We start from the raw sequence: 21591 nt of genomic DNA, 5'->3' as shown, positions 1-21591 counted from the left end.
GGAAATTACAGATAGAATTTAAGGTAACTAATCTGTCTTCGATCTCGATCTTCGTTGGAATGAGAATAACGAGTCAGAAAAGGGTGGGTAAATTCCCGTTTTAGTCCTCATAACCGAATAACCGATCGCGAGTTTTCCCACCTTTTTAGGAGCATTAAGAATCAATTTCTGCCAGTTCCATCCAGCGTTCCATTGCAGATTCGATCGCCTCGCTTAACTGTTCGAGTTGCGCGTGCATTTTCTGCACTTCAGTGACGGCGCCGGGTTTGGCATTGTATAAAGATTTTTCTAATTCTTCTTTTTCTTCCTCCATCTCGGCGATTTTTCTTTCCAAACCTTCATATTCTCTGCGCTCTTTAGAGGACAATTTTCGCTGGCGATTTTTATCCCAAGACAAGCGCGGTGATTTTTCAACTTTGCCATTTTCGGCGGTCGGTTTTTCCTTCTCTTGTTCCCGTTCAGCTTGTTTCGCCGCTTCTCGTTCTTCTTCTTGCTTGAAATCGAGATAAATCGAATAGTTTCCGGGATATTTACGGATCTGTCCGTTCCCTTCAAAAGAGAAAACGGTGTTGATAGTGCGATCGAGGAAATAGCGATCGTGGGAAACGACGATCGCGCAACCGTTGAAGTCTTCGAGATAGTCTTCTAAAACCGCTAACGTTTGGACGTCGAGATCGTTGGTTGGTTCGTCCAGAATCAAAACATTGGGCGCACTCATGAGGACGCGCAATAGAAATAACCGCCGTTTTTCGCCGCCGGAAAGTTTGTGTAAAGGTAAATATTGCCGTTCGGGAGGAAACAGGAACCGTTCGAGCATTTGGGAGGCACTAATCCGAGTTCCATCGGCGGTTTGGACATATTCGGCTTCTTCTTTTAAATAGTCGATGACGCGCTGATTTTCGTTCATGGCGTCTTGAAGCGGTTCGCTATGTTGGTCGAAGTAACCGATGTGAATGGTGCTGCCAATTTCAACTTTTCCGATATCGGGTTCGAGGCGTCCGGTAATTAAGTTGAGGAGGGTGGATTTTCCGACGCCATTTCCGCCAATAATACCGACGCGATCTTCCGGGGTGAATTTATAAGTGAAGTCGCGGACTAAGAGACGATCGCCGTAAGATTTAGAGATATTTTCAAGCTCGATCACTTTTTTGCCAATTCGGCGGCTGGGGGTGGAAATTTCGACTTTACCGAGGCTTTCTTTAAACTCGGTATCCTGCATTTCGTGAATGCGATCGATGCGGGCTTTTTGTTTGGTACTGCGCGCTTTCGGTCCGCGTTTGAGCCATTCGAGTTCTCGCCGTAAAACGCCGTAATGTTTGCGTTGTTGGCTGGCGGCGACGTCTTCGGCGAGGGCTTTCTTTTCGAGGTAATAGGAATAGTTACCGTCGTAGGTGTAGAGGTCGCCGCGATCGACTTCGACGATACGATTGGTGACGCGATCGAGAAAGTAGCGGTCGTGAGTGACGAGGAGGATGGCGCCGCGAAAGGTGTTGAGGTAACTTTGTAGCCATTCGACGGAGATCGCGTCGAGATGGTTGGTGGGTTCGTCCATGAGGAGCACGTCGGGATCGCATAATAAGGCGGCGGCGATCGCGATCCGCTTGCGATATCCGCCGGACAGGGTGGCGATTTGGGCGTCGAAGTCTTCGATCCCGAGTTTGGATAAGATAATTTTGGCTTGGGTTTCGAGTTCCCAGGCGCCGGATGCCTCCATTTGTTGCATGACGGCGGACAGGCGGGACATCAGTTTTTCGTCTTGGGGCGATCGCGCGATTTTGTGAGTTAAATCTTCGTATTCCCGCACTAAAGCCATGCGATCGCCGCTATCGGCAAAGACTTGCTCTAACACCGTGCGATTTTCGTCTAAATCCGGGTCTTGAGGCAAATAGACAATTCTCAAGCCGGAATTGACGAGCAGTTGACCCCCATCAATCGGTTCGATTCCCGCTAGGATTTTGAGTAAGGTGGATTTTCCCGACCCGTTGACGCCGATCGCCCCAACTTTATCCGTCGGTCCGAGGCTGAAATTGGCATTTCGCAGGATTTCTTTGATACCGAAGTCTTTTTGAACGGATTGCAGGGTGACGATGCTCATCGGGGTGTTGGTAAGGAAAGCGCTTTTCTAACAGCGATCCTAAATCATCGGCGCAATTTTTTCTGAAGTGCAAGGGGCGAACGCAGACGCGTCTGCGTTCGCTTAGCCACTCCAAAAGAGTCAGCCGAATCCGGTGGCGGGGCGGGCGTCCGATAAGATTGAGGGGGCGAACGCGCGCCGTCGGGTCAGCCAAGGGCGATCGCGTTTGTAAAGATATCCTTTAATAAACGGTTAAAAATCGCTGTAAAATAGGAAATTGTCGATCCCTTTCGGGTTTGCGTCCGAGAAGGACGGGCAAATGCCTCGATAGTCCAGTTTACATTTACTCGAAGGGGAGAGAATTCGAGAAGGGGGAAGATTCGGGGCGATCGCCCGCCTCGATGAGAATGGGCCGCTTGCACGAACAAATCAAGATGAATCAACCGCCAATCACACGCCGACCGATCGTCGATTCCGATGTCGCACTCATTCAACTGTGGGTGCGCCAAAAAGCATCGAAACAACGGCGCGCCGATTGGTTGTTAGCGAAACAGTTTTTACAGGTGTGCGGCAAACCCCTAGGGGCGATCGCCGTCGAAGATTTGCACCGCTACGTGCAGTTTTTGATGGCGCGCCGCCAAAGACCGGAAATCATTAGCCAAAAGGCGATCGCCGTGCGATCGTTATTCGATTTCGGCTATCAAATTGGCTATTTGTCCCAGATCTTACCTGCCGAAAGTTGGCCGACCGTGGAGGGGCGATCGCGATCGCGCCAGCAACGCCGTCGGCGCACCCTCGCCGCCACGATCGCCGTCACCCTCTGTACCCTAGTCTTGGGAGCGACCATTCAAGCCTTACCGAGTCAGGAAGCGCCCCCGGAGGTGACGGAAAAGGAGGTTCGCGAATGGGGAAAGCACGTTCTACCCCGAGACGATCGCCACGACCCGGAACGAATTTCGGCGCTGAAAGTCGCTTATATTAAGGCATTTCTCGACATGCTCGCTTGGGCCGAAGGAACCGAAGGACCGAACGCTTACCGAATGCAGTTTACGGGAACGACTTTCGAGAGTTTCGAGGATCACCCCCGAGAGATTAAATGCGGTTGGCGCCACGGTCGCCAACTCTGTTCCGATGCGGCGGGTCGCTATCAGTTCCTCAGTACGAGCTGGGATCGCATGGCTCGCAAAATCGGCGCCCGGGATTTTTCCCCGGAAAACCAAGATCGGGCGGCGATCGCCATGTTGGAAGAGTACGAAGTGTTAGAAGATATAGAAGCGGGCTGGTTCGATATGGCGGCTCTCGAATTAATTCCCGTGTGGCCTTCCTTGCTCGATGTCGGCAATGGCGACCGACGGCGGGCGATCGCGCGGTTGAAAACCGTTTACCGCCAACGCTTGCAAAAATATCGCCAAGGCTTGTAAAGCCCCCGATCCAGGTCGATCTACGTTGCTCGCGACGGCGATCGCTCCCGGATTTATCCGCTCGATGCTAACATTTCTCAAAGGCGATCGCATCTTGTCAGCGACAAAGATCGCACCCCCGAGTGATCTCGTCCCAACCCCTTTCTGACGATCGTCACAGAAATTTTTGAAAATTTTCAGCATAATCAAAGTATTTAGAACAGGGGAGAGGTGCAAAGTCCTCAATTATGTTTGTAACGCAGGCCAGCGCTAGAACGTTTTTCCGATTTTGCCAACTCGACGCGATCGGCTCGAAATTTTCATCGGAATGATGGAAAATGCCCGATCGCGATCGGGGTGGATCTCGACTCGAAAATTCAACGCCGATCTAGCGCAATACTGTATCCCACACCTCATGTAAGCCGTTGAAGAGTCGATTAAAATCGGATTGATTAAAAATTGAGTTTGGGTGAGATAGAAATGTTTAACTCCACGGCACTCCTGATCGACGCTTTCGTCCAACAACTCCAAGCGGGCTATCATCGAACTTACGGCGGTTACAAATCCGACTACGCCGATATTATCGCCTGGGCTGGCAATATGGCTCTGGAAAATATTGCCAATAGCGACGCCTTATATCACAACGTCGAACATACGATCCTCGTCACCTTAGTCGGTCAAGAAATCTTGCGCGGCAAACACATTCGCGAAGGCGGCGTTTCTTGCGAAGATTGGCTACACGCGATTATTTCTTTGCTCTGCCACGATATCGGTTACGTCAAAGGCGTTTGCAGGGAAGATCGTGCCGAGGAAAACTTGTACGCCACGGGTCGTGATGGCATGAAAGTCACCGTCCCCGTCGGCGCGACCGACGCCAGTTTGACCCCCTATCACGTCGATCGCGGTAAATTGTTCATTCAAGAACGTTTCGGCGGTCATCGCCTGATCGATGCCGAAGCGATCAAACGCAATATCGAACTGACTCGTTTTCCCGTTCCGGCGGACGAAGATCACAAGGATACTTTCAATTATTCCGGACTAGTTCGCGCTGCGGATTTGATCGGACAATTGAGCGACCCGCGTTATTTACAAAAAATTGGCGCGCTCTTCTATGAATTTGAAGAAACCGGAGCGAATAAAACGTTGGGATACCGTCACCCGGATGACTTGCGTAAAAACTACGCCAAGTTTTATTGGAATGGGGTTTATCCTTACATTACCGATGCGTTGAAATATTTGGGATTGACTCAAGAAGGCAAGCAGATTATGGCGAATCTCTACGCCAATGTCTTCCGCGTCGAACATGCTGAGGTCAGTTCCGATTCGGCTTCTGAGGTCGCTTGAACTCTTCGAGCCGATCGCGCGATCTTTAGCTTAACTCTTGTTTTTGACGTCGGACTGCATACTTCGTCCGGCGCTTTTTCTCAGGGTGTTATCCCCAGTGTCGTACCCTCACGAGAGGCGATCGCCCCCCACCGATCCGGACAATTTTTATCTGACCAATTTAAAATCTAAACTTTACAGGCTAAAAGCGAAAATAAAAAACCCCCAGTTGGCTGACCGGGGGTGGACTATCAGGGTGCATCTATTAGGGATTTCGCGATCGCCCCCCACCGATCCGGACAATTTTTATCTGAGCGATTGAAAATCTAAACTCTAAACTTTAAAAGCGAAAATAAAAAACCCCCAGTTGGCTGACCGGGGGTGGACTATCAGGGTGCATCTATTAGGGATTTCGCGATCGCCCCCCACCGATCCGGACAATTTTTATCTGAGCGATTGAAAATCTAAACTCTAAACTTTAAAAGCGAAAATAAAAAACCCCCAGTTGGCTGACCGGGGGTGGACTATCAGGGTGCATCTATTAGGGATTTCGCGATCGCCCCCCACCGATCCGGACAATTTTTATCTGAGCGATTGAAAATCTAAACTCTAAACTTTAAAAGCGAAAATAAAAAAACCCCTGGTTGGCTAGCCAGGGGTGGTACATCAGGGTGCATCTATATTGAGAATTCGGATATCTGCTCACTCATCCGGATGGTTTTCATTTGGCCGATCGAAAATCTAAAATAAGAAATAAAAAATAAAAAACCCCCAGAACGAACCCGGGGGTTTGGACATCAGGGTGCATCTACCACGGTGTAGATTCCGAAACAACAGGGCGCGATCCGGAAAAAATGCGCGATCGCTCGTTGCCTATCGTTGCGTGTCCTTGGGTGCAGTTGCCTGCCGCTTCTAAACCGCGATTTTCGCTTCTTGAGGGGTAAGGGCCGAGACCCCAGCCATATCCAGAATTTCCGGGATCAAATCTTCTCGGCGAACCGCCATCATGTGAACGCCATGACAGATCGATCGCGCGTGTTGCACCTGTTCCGCCGCAATTTTCATGCCTTCGCGAAGGGGATGTTTCGCCTCAGCCAAACGGGCGATCGTTTCGTCGGAAATGTGGACGCCGGGAACGCAACGATTGATAAAGGCGGCATTTTTCGCCGACTTGAGTAAAAAGATTCCGGCGAGAATTGGCTTGTCCGTTCCCGAAGCAATTTCGTTCATGAACTTGTCGAGGCGATCGAAATCGCAGATCATCTGACTTTGGAAAAATTCCGCTCCCGCTTCCAGTTTTCGTTCAAAGCGACTTTTGAGACCCGACCAGCTTTTTAACTGCGGATCGACTGCCGCACCGGGAAATAAATCCGTCGGAGAGTCCGTGAGGGGATTATCGTTAAAATCCGTACCGCTATTGAGTTTTTTAATCAATTTGAGCAGACGCACCGATTCGAGTTCAAACACCGATTTGGCTTTCGGGTGGTCGCCTGCTTTAATCGGGTCTCCAGTCAAGGCTAAAATATTGCGAATGCCGAGGGCGTGAGCGCCCATCAAATCCCCTTGAATACCGATCGCGTTGCGATCGCGACAGGCAATTTGACAGATCGGCTCGATACCGTGTTGCAGTAAAATCGCCGAAGTGGCGACGGGAGACATCCGCAACACGGCCCGACTGCCATCGGTCACGTTGACGGCGTGTACCCAATCTTTGAGTTGGCGCGCCATTTCCACGGTATGCGAGGCATCGCTACCTTTGGGCGGCATCACTTCGGCAGTGACTAAAAATTCTCGCGCTTCGACGGCGAGACGGAAGCGCGATCGCGCTAAAGGCTGTTGTGTCATAGTTTTGTTGTTATGTTTCAGTGGTCAATGTTCGACCCCGATGGTGTGGCAGCCATCGAGATCCCATAAAGTGATGGATTGAGGCTGTCGAGAACGAAGCCAGGGAGAGCGTTGCAGCTTCCCTGTCTCCCGTCGCGATCGCCCCGTTCCGAGTTTCGGTCTCCTTTTTGCGAGTGTAACTGAGTGGAAGTAACGCAGGGGGGGTTATAACGGCATCGAATAACCCAAAGCCGCTTTCACCTTATTGAGGGTCGGATTGGCGATCGCCTCCGCTTTTTCCCGTCCCTCTCGCAACACCGATTCGAGATAGGCGCGATCGCCCATGACCTCCTTATATTTCTCCTGAATCGGTTTGAGCGCTTCTAAAGTCGCCTCGGTCAACAACGGCTTGAACTGACCCCATCCCATGTCCTTACATTCTTCGGCAACCGCTTCCCGGCTTTTCCCGGACAGGAGTGCGTACAGGGTCAGCAAATTATTGCACTCCGGACGTTGTGGATCGTCAAACCACAAGCCGCGAATCGGGTCGGTTTTGCAGCGCTTGATCTTTTTGGCGATCGCATCCGGCGGATCGAGCAGATTAATCCGGCTCATATCCGACGGATCCGATTTTGACATCTTATTGGTACCGTCGGTCAAACTCATCACCCGCGCCCCTTCTTTGCGAATTAACGGTTCGGGGACTTTGAGGACGGGTTCGTCATCTTTCCCAAACTGATGGTTAAATCGAGCGGCGATATCCCGGGTCAGTTCCAAATGTTGTTTTTGATCTTCGCCGACGGGGACTTTATCGGCTTCGTAAAGCAAAATATCCGCCGCCATTAATACTGGATAATCTAACAATCCGGCGCTGACATTTTCCCCCTGACGCACCGCTTTTTCCTTAAACTGGATCATGTCTTGGAGCCAGTTTAACGGGGTGATGCAATTGAGCAGCCAGGTCAATTCGGTATGGGCGCGAACGTGCGACTGAATAAAAATCGTGGCACGATCTAAGTCAATGCCACAAGCTAAATACAACGCCGCGATCGTGTACGTATCTTGTGCCAGAGTAGCGCGGTTGTGCGGAACCGTAATCGCGTGTAAATCGACGACACAGAAGAAATTTTCATACTGACTCTGCGCTTCTACCCAATTGCGGATCGCACCCAAATAGTTACCGAGATGCAGATTGCCAGTGGGTTGGACTCCTGAAAGAATACGCTGCTTACCCATAGGTTGCCGTTACAAATTTTTTTGACAGGACAAGGAACTTGGCTGGAGAACATTCCTGGGTGCTGAGGAAGATTCTCAAAGCGTTTGTCGAAATGCACGCCAAAGGACATACAATCGGACATCTTAACAAATCTTCGCCCCTCACCCAATTGCCTCCCGGCTTGCAGAGGACTGATTTTTGATGCCATATTGGGGGCGATCGCCCTCGGGGGAGTGATACGATTGAGGAGCGGGGGTTGTTTTAGACAGCGAGCCCGTTGCTTTGTTGCCGTAGATTCGTTGGCTCGATCGTCCGAAACGATCCCGATACGCGATCGCGACTTTTCCCCTTATCGAATCAGGAGACCGTGGTGGATAAACTGCGCTCTAAACCGATGTCGTCGGAAGTCAGCATTACCGATGACATCGATGCAACCCTCATGTTTCGAGAAGTGCAACAGTTTCGTCAGCCTTGGATTTGGGTGGTACTGTCGTGCAGTTCTCTGGCGGCCCTTTATGTTGCTGCGATCCCGTTTGTGTTGGATTCCAACTCGGAAGATACCCTCGTCGTCCATATTATTCTGATTTTATTCGGGATTATCTTTGGCGTTATTTTCCCGATTCTGTTTTACACGACTAAATTAATTACTGAAATTCGCAGTGATGGTTTATATCTGAGTTTTTATCCGTTGCTGTTTTCTCGCATTAAAATTCCTTTTGAAAATATCGTCAAAGCGGAAGTCAAAACCTACCATCCTTTACGGGAATATGGGGGATGGGGCATCCGTCACAGTCCGACGGGGAAAGCGTACAATGTCAGTGGCAATCGCGGGGTTCAGTTAGAATTGGCCAACGGCGAGCGAATTTTAATCGGTTCTCACAGTCCCGAACAATTGGCGCGCGCGATCGCCTTTTCCCGAGGGAGATAGGGGGAAGTGGCGAATTGGGTTGGCGCGATCGCACGATGAAATTTCTGGGGGTCGATTTGGGGTGGAGTTCCGGCGAAAGCGGCTTGTGTTGCTTGGTTTGGCGAAGCGATCGCCTCTATTTGGACTCGTCAGAGTGCCAGCTCGATCTTGACGATATTTTCGCCTGGATCGAGGCGATCGCCCCCCGTCCGCAAACTGCTTTAGTCGCCGTGGACGCGCCGACGGTGATTCCCAATGCGACGAGAATGAGAGAAGCGGATAAACTAACGCACAAGTATTTCGGACGCTATCACGCCGGGTGCTATCCGGCGAATCTCAACAGTCGTTTTGCGGCGCGAACGGTCGGATTTGGCTGTCGTTTGGAAGCGTGCGGTTTTGCTCATGCGGCGCAAATCGAGCCCAAAAAACCGGGTCGCTATCAAATTGAAGTGTTTCCCCATCCGGCGACGATCGCCTTATTTGGATTGGAACGCATTTTAAAGTATAAAAAGGGAAAATTAGGCGATCGCAAGCCGGAATTAATGAAATTGCGTCAATATATAGTCGATCGCCTGCCTCAGTTAGAACCGCGTTTGTCTTTAGACACCGACTGCGATTTACTCCGCCTCAAAACCGCCGATTTTAATGCCGAGGTCGAATCGTTTAAAGGAAAACAGCTCAAAGCCTTAGAAGACCGCTTAGATGCGTTGCTTTGTGCGTATATCGGCGCCTACTGGTGGTACTGGGGGCGCGATCGTACCTGGGTTTTCGGCGATCGCGACTCCGGTTATATCGTGATTCCGGCGATCGTCAATTGACCGATTCTTGAGAATATTTTTCGTCTAAATCCGTAAGTTCTTGTAATAATTCGCGATCGTTCGACGTTGGAATAGGATCCGAACTTTCCTGAGGATTGACTGCTTCAATTTGCCGTTGCAATTCTTGTCCTAATTGGATCGATTTTCTTTTAATTTCCGGGTCTTGTAATAATTCGGGATTTTCCTCTAGCAATTCTATCGTTTGTGAAGATGGTTGCTGTTGTAATGTAGCAACTTCAGCATTCCCAATCAAAGTAATGTTGGTGTCTAAAACTTCAGCAACATCCTCTTTGATTTCGGGAGGTGGCGATCCACTAGCCTGCAAAGTTGCTCGTAAAGCTTGAATTTTTTTATCCTGAACCGTAGAAAGTTGCTCGGCTAATTGATTATTTTTAGACTGTTGTCTTTGGAATGCTTCTGAAATAGTTGTTAAAGTCGCTAAGCTTTGTTGGGGAAAGAAAAAGAACAAAGAACCAAAAAATGAAAGGGCTAAAGTTTTTCTCTTTTGAGCGTTATGGCTGGGCGCCCCTAACAAACACAGGGTTAGAATAGAAGAACCCGTACAGGAGAGCGCACCAAAAACAACTTTTTGTGTTGTCCGATCTAAAGCGGGTGTGGGTTTATCTGCTTCGATAGGTTCTGGCGCAAACACACCACAAGCGGCAATTAATACCCCAAAAATCGCACCGATAAAAGCAGGAAGCAAAATATAAAAAAGGGTATTTTTTGACCATATCCCACCTCCACTAGACTCTTCTAAGATTTTTTCCAAAACCAAGTTTTGTTGCTGAATATCTTCGTGAATTACTTGTAAGCTAGAGTCAAGCTTATGAATATCGGGATTAGAATTGTTGGTTAAATGTTGTTGGTAAGTCATGGCGATCTCGTGCAATTCTGATTGATTTTTTGAAATTCACGATCGCTTTTCTACTGCAAACCCGATCGATCCGGATTGCAACTTCAGAGATTAACAATTAGTCAATTTAGTTTAAATAACAATATGTTTTTAAACATCGATCGCAGCGATCGCTTCAGCCGATCGCCGCTCTTGTTTTGATTTTTAACAAAAATCGATCGAACTTCAAAAGGGGGCGCAGAATCTACGCCCCGCAATTGGCAGTTAGGAATTCGCCCAAATCACCTGTAATCCGGGTTGAAACGGACTACTCAAGTAAGGATGCTGCGGTAAAATCCGCAGGGATAAGCCTTGTAAACCCGAAGACGAATAAGCAATATTGGCCGTATAAATACTGCGACCGTTGGCGCCACTTCCCTGATATTCCATGGTCATCGGCACCCCATCGACAATATTGCCGTCCGCATCCATCGGCCCTTTATACACTTGCACTTCCACATCTTCCGGCTTCAGTCCGGCGAGGTGAATTTGTGCTTTGACGGCGATATCCTCGTTGACCTGGATATCTGCAGGGGCGGAAATATCGACCGTTTCGATCTTGATATCGTACCAGCGATCGAACAGGTGTTGCTTCCAGTGGGCCAGTTCTTTCGCGGGTTGGTAGTGGTTCTCGATGGTTTGGTAGTAGCGATCGCTCGCCGGGAAATAGCCGTAAGTCGCGTAGTCGCTGACCATGCGCGCGGTGTTAAACTGCGGGCAATTGAGCCGGATCGCCTGCTTCATCTTCGCCACCCATCGGCGCGGGATGCCTTCTTCGTCGCGATCGTAGAATAAGGGAACCACTTCCTTTTCGAGTAAATCGTAGAGGGCGTTGGCTTCCACCTCATCTTGATAGTCCGGATCGTCGTACATTTCCCCCTGACCGATGGGCCATCCCGTCCGCACGTAGTCCGCTTCGTTCCACCAGCCATCGAGAATGCTCAGGTTGAGCACTCCATTCATCGCCGCTTTCATGCCACTGGTTCCGGAGGCTTCGCGAGGACGGCGCGGGGTATTGAGCCAGACATCGCAGCCAGAGACCATCATGCGGGCGACATTGATATCGTAATCGGGAATAAAAACGATATTTTTCTCGCACTTCTGTTCCCGAATGAAGTGGACGATGTGGCGGATCATTTCTTTTCCGGGAATATCTTTCGGGTGAGCTTTCCCGGCGATCACGAACTGAACCATCCGTTTTTTAGGACTGAGCATTCCGCCTTTGAGGCGATCGCTGTGCAGGTCGAACAAAATCCGTTTGATCCGGTCTAAATCGCGCATGAACAAGGTCGCGCGTTTGTAAGTGGCGAAACGACGGGCGAAACCGATAGTTAACACGCTCGGATCGAGGACTTCTTGGGCTTGGGACAGTTCGCTCAAGGATCCGCCGCGATCGCGCAAATATTTTTCGAGGCGATCGCGCACGAACACCACCAACTCGGACCGACACCGCTCTTGCGCCCTCCACAGTTCGTCATCGGGAATCGAACTGACCCGATCCCACAAAGGATTGTGCGCCGGAGTCGTAGACCATTTCGGTCCGAGATAGCGATCGTACAGTTCTTGGGTGAACTTCGCCACGCAACTGCGCGCGTGAACCCCATTCGTAATCGCCGTAATCGGGACTTCCCCCGCAGGTAAGGCGGGCCACAAGTTTTTAAATAACCTCTGCGACACGTCCCCGTGCAGTTTGGACACCCCGTTGACAAAACTCGCCATTTTAATCGCCAAGGTCGCCATACTAAACGGCGATTCGAGATCCCCGGTATTTTCCCGACCCAGGGCTAAAAATTCCTCCCGAGAGAGGTGCAATTTCTCGGCGTAGTGACCGAGATAGTACATGATTTTGTCCGCCGGAAACATATCAAATCCGGCAGGGACGGGGGTATGGGTGGTAAAAATACTGCTGGCGTTGACGACTTCTTTCGCTTCGTGGAAACTCAAACCGTCGTTTTCCATTAAATGGCGGATCCGCTCTAACGTTAAAAAAGCGGAATGTCCCTCGTTCATGTGGTAGACCGTCGGTTTGAGTCCGAGGGCTTCGAGCATTTTGACCCCGCCAATCCCGAGCATGATCTCTTGGTGCATTCTCATATCGAGATCGCCGCCGTAGAGTTCGTCGGTGATGTCGTGATCGTAGGGATTGTTCGGTTCGATGTTGGTATCGAGCATGTAAAGCGGCACCGTTCCCACTTGGACGCGCCAGACGCGGGCGTAAACCTGGCGTCCGGGGTAGTCTACGGCGATCCGCAGTTCGTTACCGTTAGCGTCGCGTTCGAGGTGCAACGGCATGTTGTAGAAGTCGTTGATCGGGTAGCGCTCTTGTTGCCAGCCGTCGGCGTTGAGATACTGGCTGAAGTAGCCTTCTTGATAGAGTAAACCGACGCCGACGAGGGGCAAACCGCGATCGCTCGCCGATTTGAGGTGGTCGCCTGCGAGGACGCCCAAACCTCCGGAATAGATCGGGAGGCAGTCGGTCAAGCCGAATTCGGCGGAAAAGTAGGCGTAGCAGTCTTGGGATTGTTTGTCGGGGTCGCGGTGTTTGGCGTACCAGGTTCGTTCGCGCAGGTAGTCTTCGAGTTGAAGGGCGGCCCGTTCGACTTGCGCGAGGAAGCCTTCGTCTTCGGAGACTTCTTGCAAGCGCGCTTGGGAGATGGTTCCGAGCATTAAGACGGGGTTGTGGCGGCTCGATTCCCACAAGTCGCGATCGAGTCGGCGAAACAGGTCTTTGGTTTCGACGTTCCAATCCCAGTGAAGGTTATAAGCGAGTTTGCGTAAGGGTTCGAGTTTTTCCGGTAAGGACGGAGAAACATTAAAGGTACGAATGGGTTGCATAAGCGCGGGATATTTTCTACGGTTTTACGAAGAAGTTGAAATGGACTGCGAACAGATAGTCTTTAACCCGGTAATTACTGGTAAAACCTAGTAATACTGTGTATTAGGTGCTATCTTACCTGGCTCTGGCTAATTGCCAGAGATTGTTTTCAAGAAGACATTGATACTGCCATTAGCATCCCGGTCGATTCTATGGGAGTAAAAATTTTTCCTCCTGCTTTTGTTCTATAACTCATTTTCTGCTGAGTTTTCTTGAAAGTTAAGTTGTTTTAATAGTTCCGAACCTCTGGAGAGAGGGGAACTGGGTGCGGGACGGTTGTTACAATAAGGGCGATTTGGATGGGGGCGATCCTCCTGGGGAGACGCTAAGCGAACGCGGCGAGTCGAGGCAAAGGGAAAATGAACAAAGTACAGGGACTGACGCTAGTAGTGGCGATCGCGGGATTGGGACTCGGTGCGGGATTGGCGGCGGCGATTCGCTCGTCTACGGGGACTTCGGGGAAGGTGCAACGCTTGATTCACCGGGGGAACGGTGCCGAGGTGGTCTCGACGCAGGACTCCCAAACCGATCGCACGATCGCCTTAGAAGACGATGCCGAACCGGGGAGCGACTTTTACGAGTTTCGTCAGCGCTTGCGTGCGGCGGTCGCACAGCGCGATCGCACTTTTGTCGAATCGGTGTTACCGGAACAGTTACCGATCGGGTTTTCGGTGCCGAGATCGCGCGATGCCCTTAATTTAGAGGAGTCCGACAGTTGGTTTTGGGCTCAGTTACAAAAGGCGATCGATGTCGGCTGTTCTCCGGCGGAGAATCCCCCGACTTTCGATCGCGTCGATGCGGATACTCAAATTTGGGTCTGTCCGAATGTGGTGCAGACGTTCGTCAGCCAGTTTCCCCCACCGGAAGAGGTGGAGAGGGTTTCGTGGCAGTCGGAACAGGCGATCGTCGTCGGCGAGAATGTCAACGTGCGATCGCAACCGACGTTAGAAAGTGAGGCGATCGCCAGTGTCTCTAATGCCGTCGTCACGCGCGATCGTGAGCAAGCCGAGAACATGCAGCAAGCTTCCGGCGGCGAAATCGACCCCATCGACGGCTGGACTCCCGTGATCTTGGCGGGCGATCGCCGGGGATATATCTATAACCAATATGTTTATACACCCTTGGATTATCAGATCTTATTCGGTAAAGTCGAGGGCGACTGGCAAATTTTAGCCATGGCTGGAGGCGAATGAGAGGGATTTTAGATGTTTAGAGTTTAGATTTTAGATGTTAGATTTTAGCTTGAGCTTTGGATTGAGGACACTCACTCGCGGATGCTTTCGACATTTTCTTCCCAATTTTGGCCATTGAAGGGAACGATCTTAAATTTCGAGATAACATTTCCATCCAAACACCGGACGTTCACATCAAATCGATCCGGGTGCGATCGCGGAATATAAAAGGGGTGGATGCCACATGTTTTACAAAATGTGTGCTTTGCGATTTCCGTGTTAAACGTATAAGTTGCCAACATCTCTTCTCCGCGCAATAAAGTAAATTGTTCGCGAGGGAGGATTAAATGTAAAAAGCCCTTTTTCGTGCAAATCGAACAGTTGCAATCCACCGCCTCATGTCGGTTCACCACAACCCGAAAGCGGATTGCACCGCAGTGACAACCCCCTTCATAGGTTTGAGAATGATGACTGTTGCTCATTGAAACCTCATAGAAAAACACAAACCACCTGTTTGCGTTGGCGTAATTGGTAAATTGTCTCAGATGAAACTTATTATCGCGATCGTGCGTCTAATTTGGGTACAATTTTAATTGTACATGGGCGATCGCAGCTACATCAATCATTATAGGCGAGCGGCAATCCGTCAATTGTCGCTCTCATTTGCTCTACCTACCGCCAAACTCATGCAAAATCACCTCGTTCCGCTTCCCTCCGACAGCGAATCGAATTCCCCCTCTCAAACCGCACTTCCCCTCAGCTTTATTCCCAATGTCGGCCAGACCGATGCAGAAGTTGCATTTAACCTCCGCCACGATGGGGTCAATATTTTTTTCACCCCCGACGAAATTGTTTTCAATAGCATCAATCAACTCGAAAGTGAAACGGTTTCCTCCACCGTGGAAATGCAGTTTCTCGGGGCCAATCCCAATCCTGAAATTACCGGATTGCAAGAATTAGAAGGAGTGGCCAACTTTTTCTACGGCAACGACCCGGAAAAATGGTTGACAAATGTTCCCACTTATGGCGGCATAGTCTATCAAGATTTATATCCGGGAATTGATTTAGTTTATCGCGGTACGGCAGGAAATTTAAAGCGCGATTTTATTGTCGATGCTGGGGTCGATCCCAATTTAATTCAAATTGACTATAGCGGCATCGAAAACATCGAGATTGACGAAGAAGGAGACTTAATTTTAACCACTGAGTACGGAGAATTTATCGAAGATGCTCCCTTCAGTTATCAGTATATTAACGGCGAAATCGTCGAAGTTGAAAGTCGCTACAAATTACTCGACGAGAATCGTATTGGTTTTGAGTTAGGCGCCTACAATCCCGCTTACGCCGTGGCGATCGATCCGGTCTTAGAATACTCTACCTATTTAGGGGGAACGGGAGATGATGGCGGCAGCAGCATCGCCGTAGATAATGCAGGAAATGCCTACATCACCGGGGCAACTTTATCGAGCGATTTCCCCGCTACCGTTGGGGGAAATCAAGCTGTAGATGTATTTGTTGCCAAACTCAATCCGACAGGAATGGGATTGCTTTACAGCACCTATATCGGTGGTAGCACCATCGATGCAGGGACGGATATTACTGTCGATAATTTGGGAAATGCTTATATTACTGGCAGTACAAATTCAATAGATTTCCCTACCCTTTCTGCTTTTCAAACTGCAAAAGCTGGAGGTAATTTTGATGCAAACGAGGTATTTATTACAAAATTAGATAATACAGGAACATTAGCTTACAGCACTTATCTCGGCGGTACTAGCATAGATATCGGACGGGGGATTGTTGTTGACAGTAACGGCGATGCTTACGTTACTGGAGAAACTTATTCTACAGATTTTAATAGTGCCAATAATACCAATAATGGCGCTGTTGATGCTTTTGTCGCCCGCATCAAAGCATCCGGTGCAGTTTTAGCCTACAGTCGCTATGTTGGCGGAAAACACATCGATCAAGGTCAGGGAATTGCTATTAATAGCAATGAGGAAGTTTATATTACTGGAGAAACCTATTCGACTGCAACAGATTTTAATACAGATTTCCCAGCGACCTCGACGGGTTTACAGGTCAATATCAATCAAGGGGATAATACCAGCAATAGTGATGCCTTTATCGTTAAATTAAATACGGCGGGAACGAATGTTGAATACGGGACTTATTTCGGAGGAAGTAATACCGATGAAGGCTACGGGATTGTTGTCGATGACATTGGCAATATTTACATAGCTGGGATTACCGGGTCGGGAACCACTGCAACTCTTCCATTACCAACGACGGCTGGAGTATTACAAGATACCCACGGCGGTGGAACGTTTGATGTTTTTGTGGCGAAGTTTAACGAAACGGGAGTTACGCCCGTTTTTTCATTAGACTATTCGACCTATTTAGGTGGAATGGGAAATGACAACGTTCGCGGACCGAAGAGTCTCGCCGTTGATGATAGCGGTAATGCTTACTTAACTGGATATACGCGAAGTAATGATTTTCCTCTGTTACCGCCAACCCTTACAAATAGTCCGATTCAACAAGTTTTTGGGGGCGGGGACGATGGGTTTGTTGCCCAATTAAATAACGATGCGACTGCCTTAACTTATTCTACTTATCTCGGCGGTACGAGTGAAGATCGCGCCTACGGTATTGCCCTCGATAGTTCGGGAAATGCTTATGTTACTGGAGAAACCAGTTCTTCGGACTTCCCCGTAGTTCCTTTATCTAATTTGGGTTTAGTCACCAATGCTTTGCAAACATCCAATCAATTTGGGATGGAGGGGTATGACGCTTTTGTCTCCAAAATTGTCACCGGGTCGCCGGAAGTTCAAATTCGGACTGATGGCGATGTGACCGTAGACGAAGACGGAACGTTAACGGAAGAGTACGAAATTCTCCTGACGACGCAACCGACAGCAGATGTAACGGTACAAGTTGCGTCGGATACTGAAGTGAATGCTACCAATTCGGTGACCTTTACTTCGGCGAATTGGTTTATTCCGCAAACGATTGCGGTCACGGCGGTAGACGATCTAGTGTGGGAGGGGTCGCATACGGGGACTCTCACCCACAGTGTCACCTCTACCGATACGGTTTATGGAGATGGGGGAATTTCAATTACTGTTGATGGTACGGCGTCAAGTATCATCAATCCCAGTATTGTCGATAACGATTTACCACCGTTGATTATTTCTGAGATTCTTTACAATCCCGAAAGTGTAGAGGATGACTGGGAGTGGATTGAGGTTTATAACGACGGGACGACCCCGATTGATTTATCCGGGTTTGTCTTGGATGACGATGATTTAGGCATTCTGGCGGCGGCGAATATTGCCAGTGGGACGATCGCCCCCGGTCAAACGGGTATTCTTTATAATGCGGAAGATCTGACGGCGGCGGCGTTCGAGGCGGCGTGGGGAAGCGGACTCAATCTTATCCCAGTTACCGATTGGCCCGCCCTGGCGAATAATGGCGATCGCATCGGATTGTGGGATAGTTTAACCAGTTACAATAGTCGCGATTTTACAACAACGACTGACGAGGTAAACTACGATAATGCCGGACCTTGGCCGTCGTTATCCGGGAGTGGCGAATCGTCGATCTATTTAACCGATCTCAGTGCAGATAATAATACGGGGGGCAACTGGGCGTTAAACAATATTGGCACAACTTCGGCAACGGGAACGGCTTACGAAAGTGCTAACCTCGGCGGCAATAGTGGCTTAGATATCGCTTCCCCGGGTTCGATCGATACTACGCTTCCTATGGCGAATTTGACGGCTGCCGATGTGACCGTGGCTGGAGGGACGAGTTACACGTTTACGGTCGAGTATAGCGACGATCGCGCGATCGATGTCAGCAATTTAGATAATAATGACATTATTGTGGTGACGCCGACGGGGGAAAATCGGGCGGCGACCCTACAAAGTACGACGCCGACGGGCAACAATACCCCGATTACGGCAACCTATCAAATCGTCCCTCCCGACGGAACCTGGGACGTGACCGACGATGGAACTTACACGGTTCGAGTTCAAGCCAGCGAAGTGACCGACACGACCGGAAACGCCCTCGATGCGGGCAGCTTGGGGAGTTTCCTGGTGGATACGAATACGCCGCCAACGGCAAATGCGATCGCCGATATCCTCGTTGACGAAGATGCAGCGAATCAGGCGATCGATCTGTTTGCTGCTTTTGACGATGTAGAAGATGCGGATCCAGATTTAACTTATACGATTATCAACAATAGTAATCCCCTACTGTTCGACACGACGAATATCGATCCGACGGCGGGAACCCTCACTCTCGACTTCGCCGCCGATGTCAGTGGAAGCACTAATCTCACCTTGCGGGGAACCGATACGGGCGGAAAGTTCGTAGAAACGACGGTGGCGGTAACGGTCAATGGGGTCAATGACGCCCCGAGTTTTACCCCGGGGGTCGATCTCAGTATCGACGAGGATGCGGGTTCGCAAACGGTGACTGGGTGGGCAAGTGCGATTTCTGCCGGGGGTGGTAGCGATGAAGTCAGTCAGAACTTAACGTTTAATCTAACGACAGATAACGATAGTTTGTTTGCGGCGTTACCCGCGATCGCCTCGGATACGGGAACTCTAACTTATACTCCGGCGGCGAATGTGTCGGGAACGGCGACGGTGACGGTGACCTTGCAGGATGACGGCGGGACGGCAAATGGCGGCGAGGATACGTCAACGGTTCGAACCTTTACGATCGCGATCGCCCCGCTTAATGATGCCCCGATTCTGAGTAATATTAGCCTATCCGGATCGGAAGATACGGCGATCGCCTTTAGCGAATCCGACTTTACTGCAGCATTTAGTGACACGGAAAGTGACGAATTATCCGCAATTTCGATAACGGCTTTACCGAGTAACGGAATATTGACCCTCGCAGGGGCGCAGGTGACCGCCGGAAGTGCGATCGCCCCTTCCGACCTCGCCAAGTTGGTATTTACCCCGGATGCCGACTTTAACGGAACCACTAGCTTTAGCTGGAATGCCTCTGACGGTAAGGACTTCAGCGATAACGACGCGACGGTAAATTTGACGGTGACGCCGGAAAATGACCCGCCAACAGTGGACGAGGCGATCGGCGATCGCACCGCGATTGTAGGGGATTTAGTGAGTTTTGCGATCGCCGCCACTCATTTTAACGATATTGACGGCGACGATCTGGTTTATACTGCAACCTTAAATAATGGCGCCGATTTACCCAGTTGGTTGAGTTTCGACTCCTCCAGTGGAACCTTTAGCGGAACGCCGGACGCCGCAGATGTCGGCGAATTCAGTATTAAAATTACCGCCAGCGACGGTCTGGAAGCCGTCAGTCAGACGTTTGGCGTGACGGTTACTCCCAATTTTGAAGAAGAAGATCCGGTTATCGAAGACCCGGTTATTGAAGACCCGGTTAACGAAGATCCGGTTAACGAAGATCCGGTTATTGAAGACCCGGTTATTGAAGATCCGGTTACCGAAGATCCGGTTAACGAAGATCCAGTTAACGAAGATCCGGTTACCGAAGATCCCGTTATTGAAACTCCAGTCATCGAAGATCCGGTTAACGAAGATCCGATTACCGAAGATCCGGTTATCGAAGATCCGGTTATCGAAACTCCAGTTATTGAAACTCCAGTTAACGAAGATCCGGTTATCGAAGATCCGGTTATCGAAACTCCAGTTATTGAAACTCCAGTTAACGAAGATCCCGTTATCGAGGATCTGAATACTGTCGATCCTCCAGAAATTCCGATCGCCCCCCAAAATAACCTTCCTGTCAGCGATCGCTGTTGTGATTGCGAGTTCGGCGTAGAACAGACTGAATTCAATGCAGCATTAAGTAATATAACACCGCCTATTCCCAATTCAACCGAAGCCGATCGCCTTGGAAATGAAGAAAATAACGTCATTTTGGGCAGCGATCGCGCCGATGGCTTATTTGGATTTAGCGGTAATGACGCCTTATTCGGTCGGGGGAATGACGATAACTTATATGGTGACGAAGGGGATGACATCCTTCGCGGGGGACGGGGAAGCGAAACCCCAGTGGGAGATACGATCGATCGCGATCGCCTCGAAGGGGGTTCCGGGGACGATATTCTTCATGGAAATGAAGGTAATGACACGATTTATGGCGGATCTGGCAGCGATCGCGCCCACGGCGGCAAAGATGACGATTTAGTGTTCGGCGATCGCGGAAACGATATTTTATGGGGAGATTTGGGCAACGATCTCATTTTCGGCGGGGTCGGCAGCGATCGATCGCCCGCCGACGACGACGATCGCGATCTGATCTTCGGCAATCGTGGCGACGATGAGATCCACGGCAATCAAGGATCCGATAGTCTCTACGGCGGACGAGACGACGATTCGATCTGGGGAGGGAAAGACGGCGATCTGATCTGGGGCGATCGTGGAAATGACCGCCTGATGGGGGATAACGGCGATGATACCGTCTTCGGTGGGGTTAGCGATTCCACCGTTGGCGACCCTGACGGTCGAGATTGGTTATTCGGCGGGGAAGGGAACGACTTTCTCAACGGAAACGAAAGCGAGGACACCCTTATCGGAGGAAATGGAAACGACACCCTCCACGGCGGGCAAAATGACGATATTCTCTTCGGAAATCGCGGCGATGATTGGTTATTCGGCGATTTCGGGGCCGATATCTTCTGCGGTGGCGACGGTAGCGATCGCTTCGTGTTACACAGTAGTGGAGGCGATCGCATTATCGATTTTGAAGACGGGATCGATCGCCTGGTATTATCATCTGGGATAAGTTTTGAGATGTTGGCGATCGTTGAAAGCGAACGGGGGGCGATCGTTCGTTCCGGCGATCGCATTTTAGTGACTCTCGATAACATCGAATTTGGGGCGATCGATCGCGATGATTTTGCAATGTTGTAAAAGTCTTCAGTAAATCTGCTGTAATCTGTTGCATGGGATGCATGGGATACCAAATAATAGGGGCAAACAGCCGTTTTCCCCTAGGTTTTTCCCTACTGTTCGACCCTACGGCAACTGAAACCTGAAGATCCTGCGATCGTTGAATTGCCATCATAAAATAG

General features: G+C 50.0%; 13 protein-coding genes and 1 pseudogene. 7 read left to right on the top strand and 7 right to left on the bottom strand.

Going from position 1 to position 21591, the window contains the following annotated elements:
* Positions 1 to 154: 154 nt before the first annotated feature.
* Positions 155 to 2095 carry an ABC transporter ATP-binding protein gene (locus tag HCG48_RS18605; RefSeq protein WP_168570490.1) on the bottom strand — a complete coding sequence of 647 codons (1941 nt, stop codon included), beginning with the start codon at positions 2093 to 2095 and terminating at the stop codon, positions 155 to 157.
* Positions 2096 to 2508: 413 nt separating this feature from the next.
* On the opposite strand from HCG48_RS18605, the gene HCG48_RS18600 reads away from it, so the two are divergent.
* Positions 2509 to 3495: a glycoside hydrolase family 24 protein gene (locus tag HCG48_RS18600; RefSeq protein ID WP_168570489.1), complete on the top strand. Its 987-nt coding sequence runs from the start codon at positions 2509 to 2511 to the stop codon at positions 3493 to 3495.
* Between the two features lie 459 nt (positions 3496 to 3954).
* The gene (locus tag HCG48_RS18595; RefSeq protein ID WP_168570488.1) at positions 3955 to 4818 is read left to right on the top strand and encodes an Npun_R2479 family HD domain-containing metalloprotein; all 864 of its coding nucleotides are present in this window, start codon (positions 3955 to 3957) and stop codon (positions 4816 to 4818) included.
* A gap of 891 nt (positions 4819 to 5709) precedes the next feature.
* Here HCG48_RS18595 and HCG48_RS18590 read toward each other — a convergent pair.
* Positions 5710 to 6642, bottom strand: coding sequence for a methylenetetrahydrofolate reductase (locus tag HCG48_RS18590; RefSeq protein WP_168570487.1), 933 nt, complete (start codon positions 6640 to 6642; stop codon positions 5710 to 5712).
* A 204-nt stretch (positions 6643 to 6846) separates the two neighbouring features.
* On the bottom strand, positions 6847 to 7857 hold the full coding sequence (trpS, locus tag HCG48_RS18585) for a tryptophan--tRNA ligase (protein WP_168570486.1): 1011 nt from the start codon (positions 7855 to 7857) through the stop codon (positions 6847 to 6849).
* 350 nt (positions 7858 to 8207) lie between these two features.
* On the opposite strand from trpS, the gene HCG48_RS18580 reads away from it, so the two are divergent.
* Together HCG48_RS18580 and HCG48_RS18575 are read left to right on the top strand one after the other, a co-directional pair.
* Entirely contained in the window at positions 8208 to 8765 is a 558-nt protein-coding gene (locus HCG48_RS18580; protein WP_168570485.1) for a DUF6141 family protein, read from the top strand.
* A gap of 35 nt (positions 8766 to 8800) precedes the next feature.
* Entirely contained in the window at positions 8801 to 9562 is a 762-nt protein-coding gene (locus tag HCG48_RS18575) for a DUF429 domain-containing protein (RefSeq protein WP_168570484.1), read from the top strand.
* Here the strand turns inward: HCG48_RS18575 and HCG48_RS18570 are convergent.
* Together HCG48_RS18570 and glgP are read right to left on the bottom strand one after the other, a co-directional pair.
* Positions 9555 to 10439 carry a hypothetical protein gene (locus tag HCG48_RS18570; RefSeq protein ID WP_168570483.1) on the bottom strand — a complete coding sequence of 295 codons (885 nt, stop codon included), beginning with the start codon at positions 10437 to 10439 and terminating at the stop codon, positions 9555 to 9557. The genes HCG48_RS18575 and HCG48_RS18570 overlap by 8 nt on opposite strands.
* A gap of 243 nt (positions 10440 to 10682) precedes the next feature.
* Complete coding sequence (gene glgP / locus HCG48_RS18565) at positions 10683 to 13292, bottom strand: alpha-glucan family phosphorylase (RefSeq protein ID WP_168570482.1); 2610 nt, start codon at positions 13290 to 13292, stop codon at positions 10683 to 10685.
* Positions 13293 to 13691: 399 nt separating this feature from the next.
* Here glgP and HCG48_RS18560 point away from each other — a divergent pair, with 399 nt between their 5' ends.
* The gene (locus HCG48_RS18560; RefSeq protein ID WP_168570481.1) at positions 13692 to 14525 is read left to right on the top strand and encodes an SH3 domain-containing protein; all 834 of its coding nucleotides are present in this window, start codon (positions 13692 to 13694) and stop codon (positions 14523 to 14525) included.
* Positions 14526 to 14596: 71 nt separating this feature from the next.
* Here the strand turns inward: HCG48_RS18560 and HCG48_RS18555 are convergent, their stop codons facing one another.
* On the bottom strand, positions 14597 to 14986 hold the full coding sequence (locus tag HCG48_RS18555; RefSeq protein ID WP_168570480.1) for a GFA family protein: 390 nt from the start codon (positions 14984 to 14986) through the stop codon (positions 14597 to 14599).
* Between the two features lie 117 nt (positions 14987 to 15103).
* On the opposite strand from HCG48_RS18555, the pseudogene HCG48_RS18550 reads away from it, so the two are divergent.
* Positions 15104 to 19867: pseudogene (locus HCG48_RS18550) on the top strand (DUF7948 domain-containing protein); the annotation flags it as partial.
* Here HCG48_RS18550 and HCG48_RS26930 read toward each other — a convergent pair.
* A complete protein-coding gene (locus HCG48_RS26930; RefSeq protein WP_375339346.1) occupies positions 19855 to 20073 on the bottom strand; it encodes a pentapeptide repeat-containing protein in 219 nt (72 codons plus the stop codon). The pseudogene HCG48_RS18550 and the gene HCG48_RS26930 sit on opposite strands and share 13 nt — an antisense overlap.
* Before the next feature lie 361 nt (positions 20074 to 20434).
* Between HCG48_RS26930 and HCG48_RS26925 the strand changes: the two genes are divergently transcribed.
* Positions 20435 to 21430, top strand: coding sequence for a calcium-binding protein (locus tag HCG48_RS26925; protein WP_375339345.1), 996 nt, complete (start codon positions 20435 to 20437; stop codon positions 21428 to 21430).
* The last annotated feature ends 161 nt before the right edge of the window (positions 21431 to 21591 follow it).

This window comes from Oxynema aestuarii AP17 (assembly GCF_012295525.1).
GTDB lineage: Bacteria > Cyanobacteriota > Cyanobacteriia > Cyanobacteriales > Laspinemataceae > Oxynema > Oxynema aestuarii.
The sequence above is the reverse complement of the archived record's forward strand: the minus strand, read 5'-3'. Positions and strand labels throughout refer to the sequence as shown.

Excerpts from the sequence above, each read along its gene's own strand:
- HCG48_RS18605 (WP_168570490.1), bottom strand. The coding sequence starts at position 2,095 with ATGAGCATCGTCACCCTGCAATCCGTTCAAAAAGACTTCGGTATCAAA.
- HCG48_RS18600 (WP_168570489.1), top strand. The coding sequence starts at position 2,509 with ATGAATCAACCGCCAATCACACGCCGACCGATCGTCGATTCCGATGTC.
- HCG48_RS18595 (WP_168570488.1), top strand. The coding sequence starts at position 3,955 with ATGTTTAACTCCACGGCACTCCTGATCGACGCTTTCGTCCAACAACTC.
- HCG48_RS18590 (WP_168570487.1), bottom strand. The coding sequence starts at position 6,642 with ATGACACAACAGCCTTTAGCGCGATCGCGCTTCCGTCTCGCCGTCGAA.
- trpS (WP_168570486.1), bottom strand. The coding sequence starts at position 7,857 with ATGGGTAAGCAGCGTATTCTTTCAGGAGTCCAACCCACTGGCAATCTG.
- HCG48_RS18575 (WP_168570484.1), top strand. The coding sequence starts at position 8,801 with ATGAAATTTCTGGGGGTCGATTTGGGGTGGAGTTCCGGCGAAAGCGGC.
- HCG48_RS18570 (WP_168570483.1), bottom strand. The coding sequence starts at position 10,439 with ATGACTTACCAACAACATTTAACCAACAATTCTAATCCCGATATTCAT.
- glgP (WP_168570482.1), bottom strand. The coding sequence starts at position 13,292 with ATGCAACCCATTCGTACCTTTAATGTTTCTCCGTCCTTACCGGAAAAA.
- HCG48_RS18560 (WP_168570481.1), top strand. The coding sequence starts at position 13,692 with ATGAACAAAGTACAGGGACTGACGCTAGTAGTGGCGATCGCGGGATTG.
- HCG48_RS18555 (WP_168570480.1), bottom strand. The coding sequence starts at position 14,986 with ATGAGCAACAGTCATCATTCTCAAACCTATGAAGGGGGTTGTCACTGC.
- HCG48_RS26930 (WP_375339346.1), bottom strand. The coding sequence starts at position 20,073 with ATGACTGGAGTTTCAATAACGGGATCTTCGGTAACCGGATCTTCGTTA.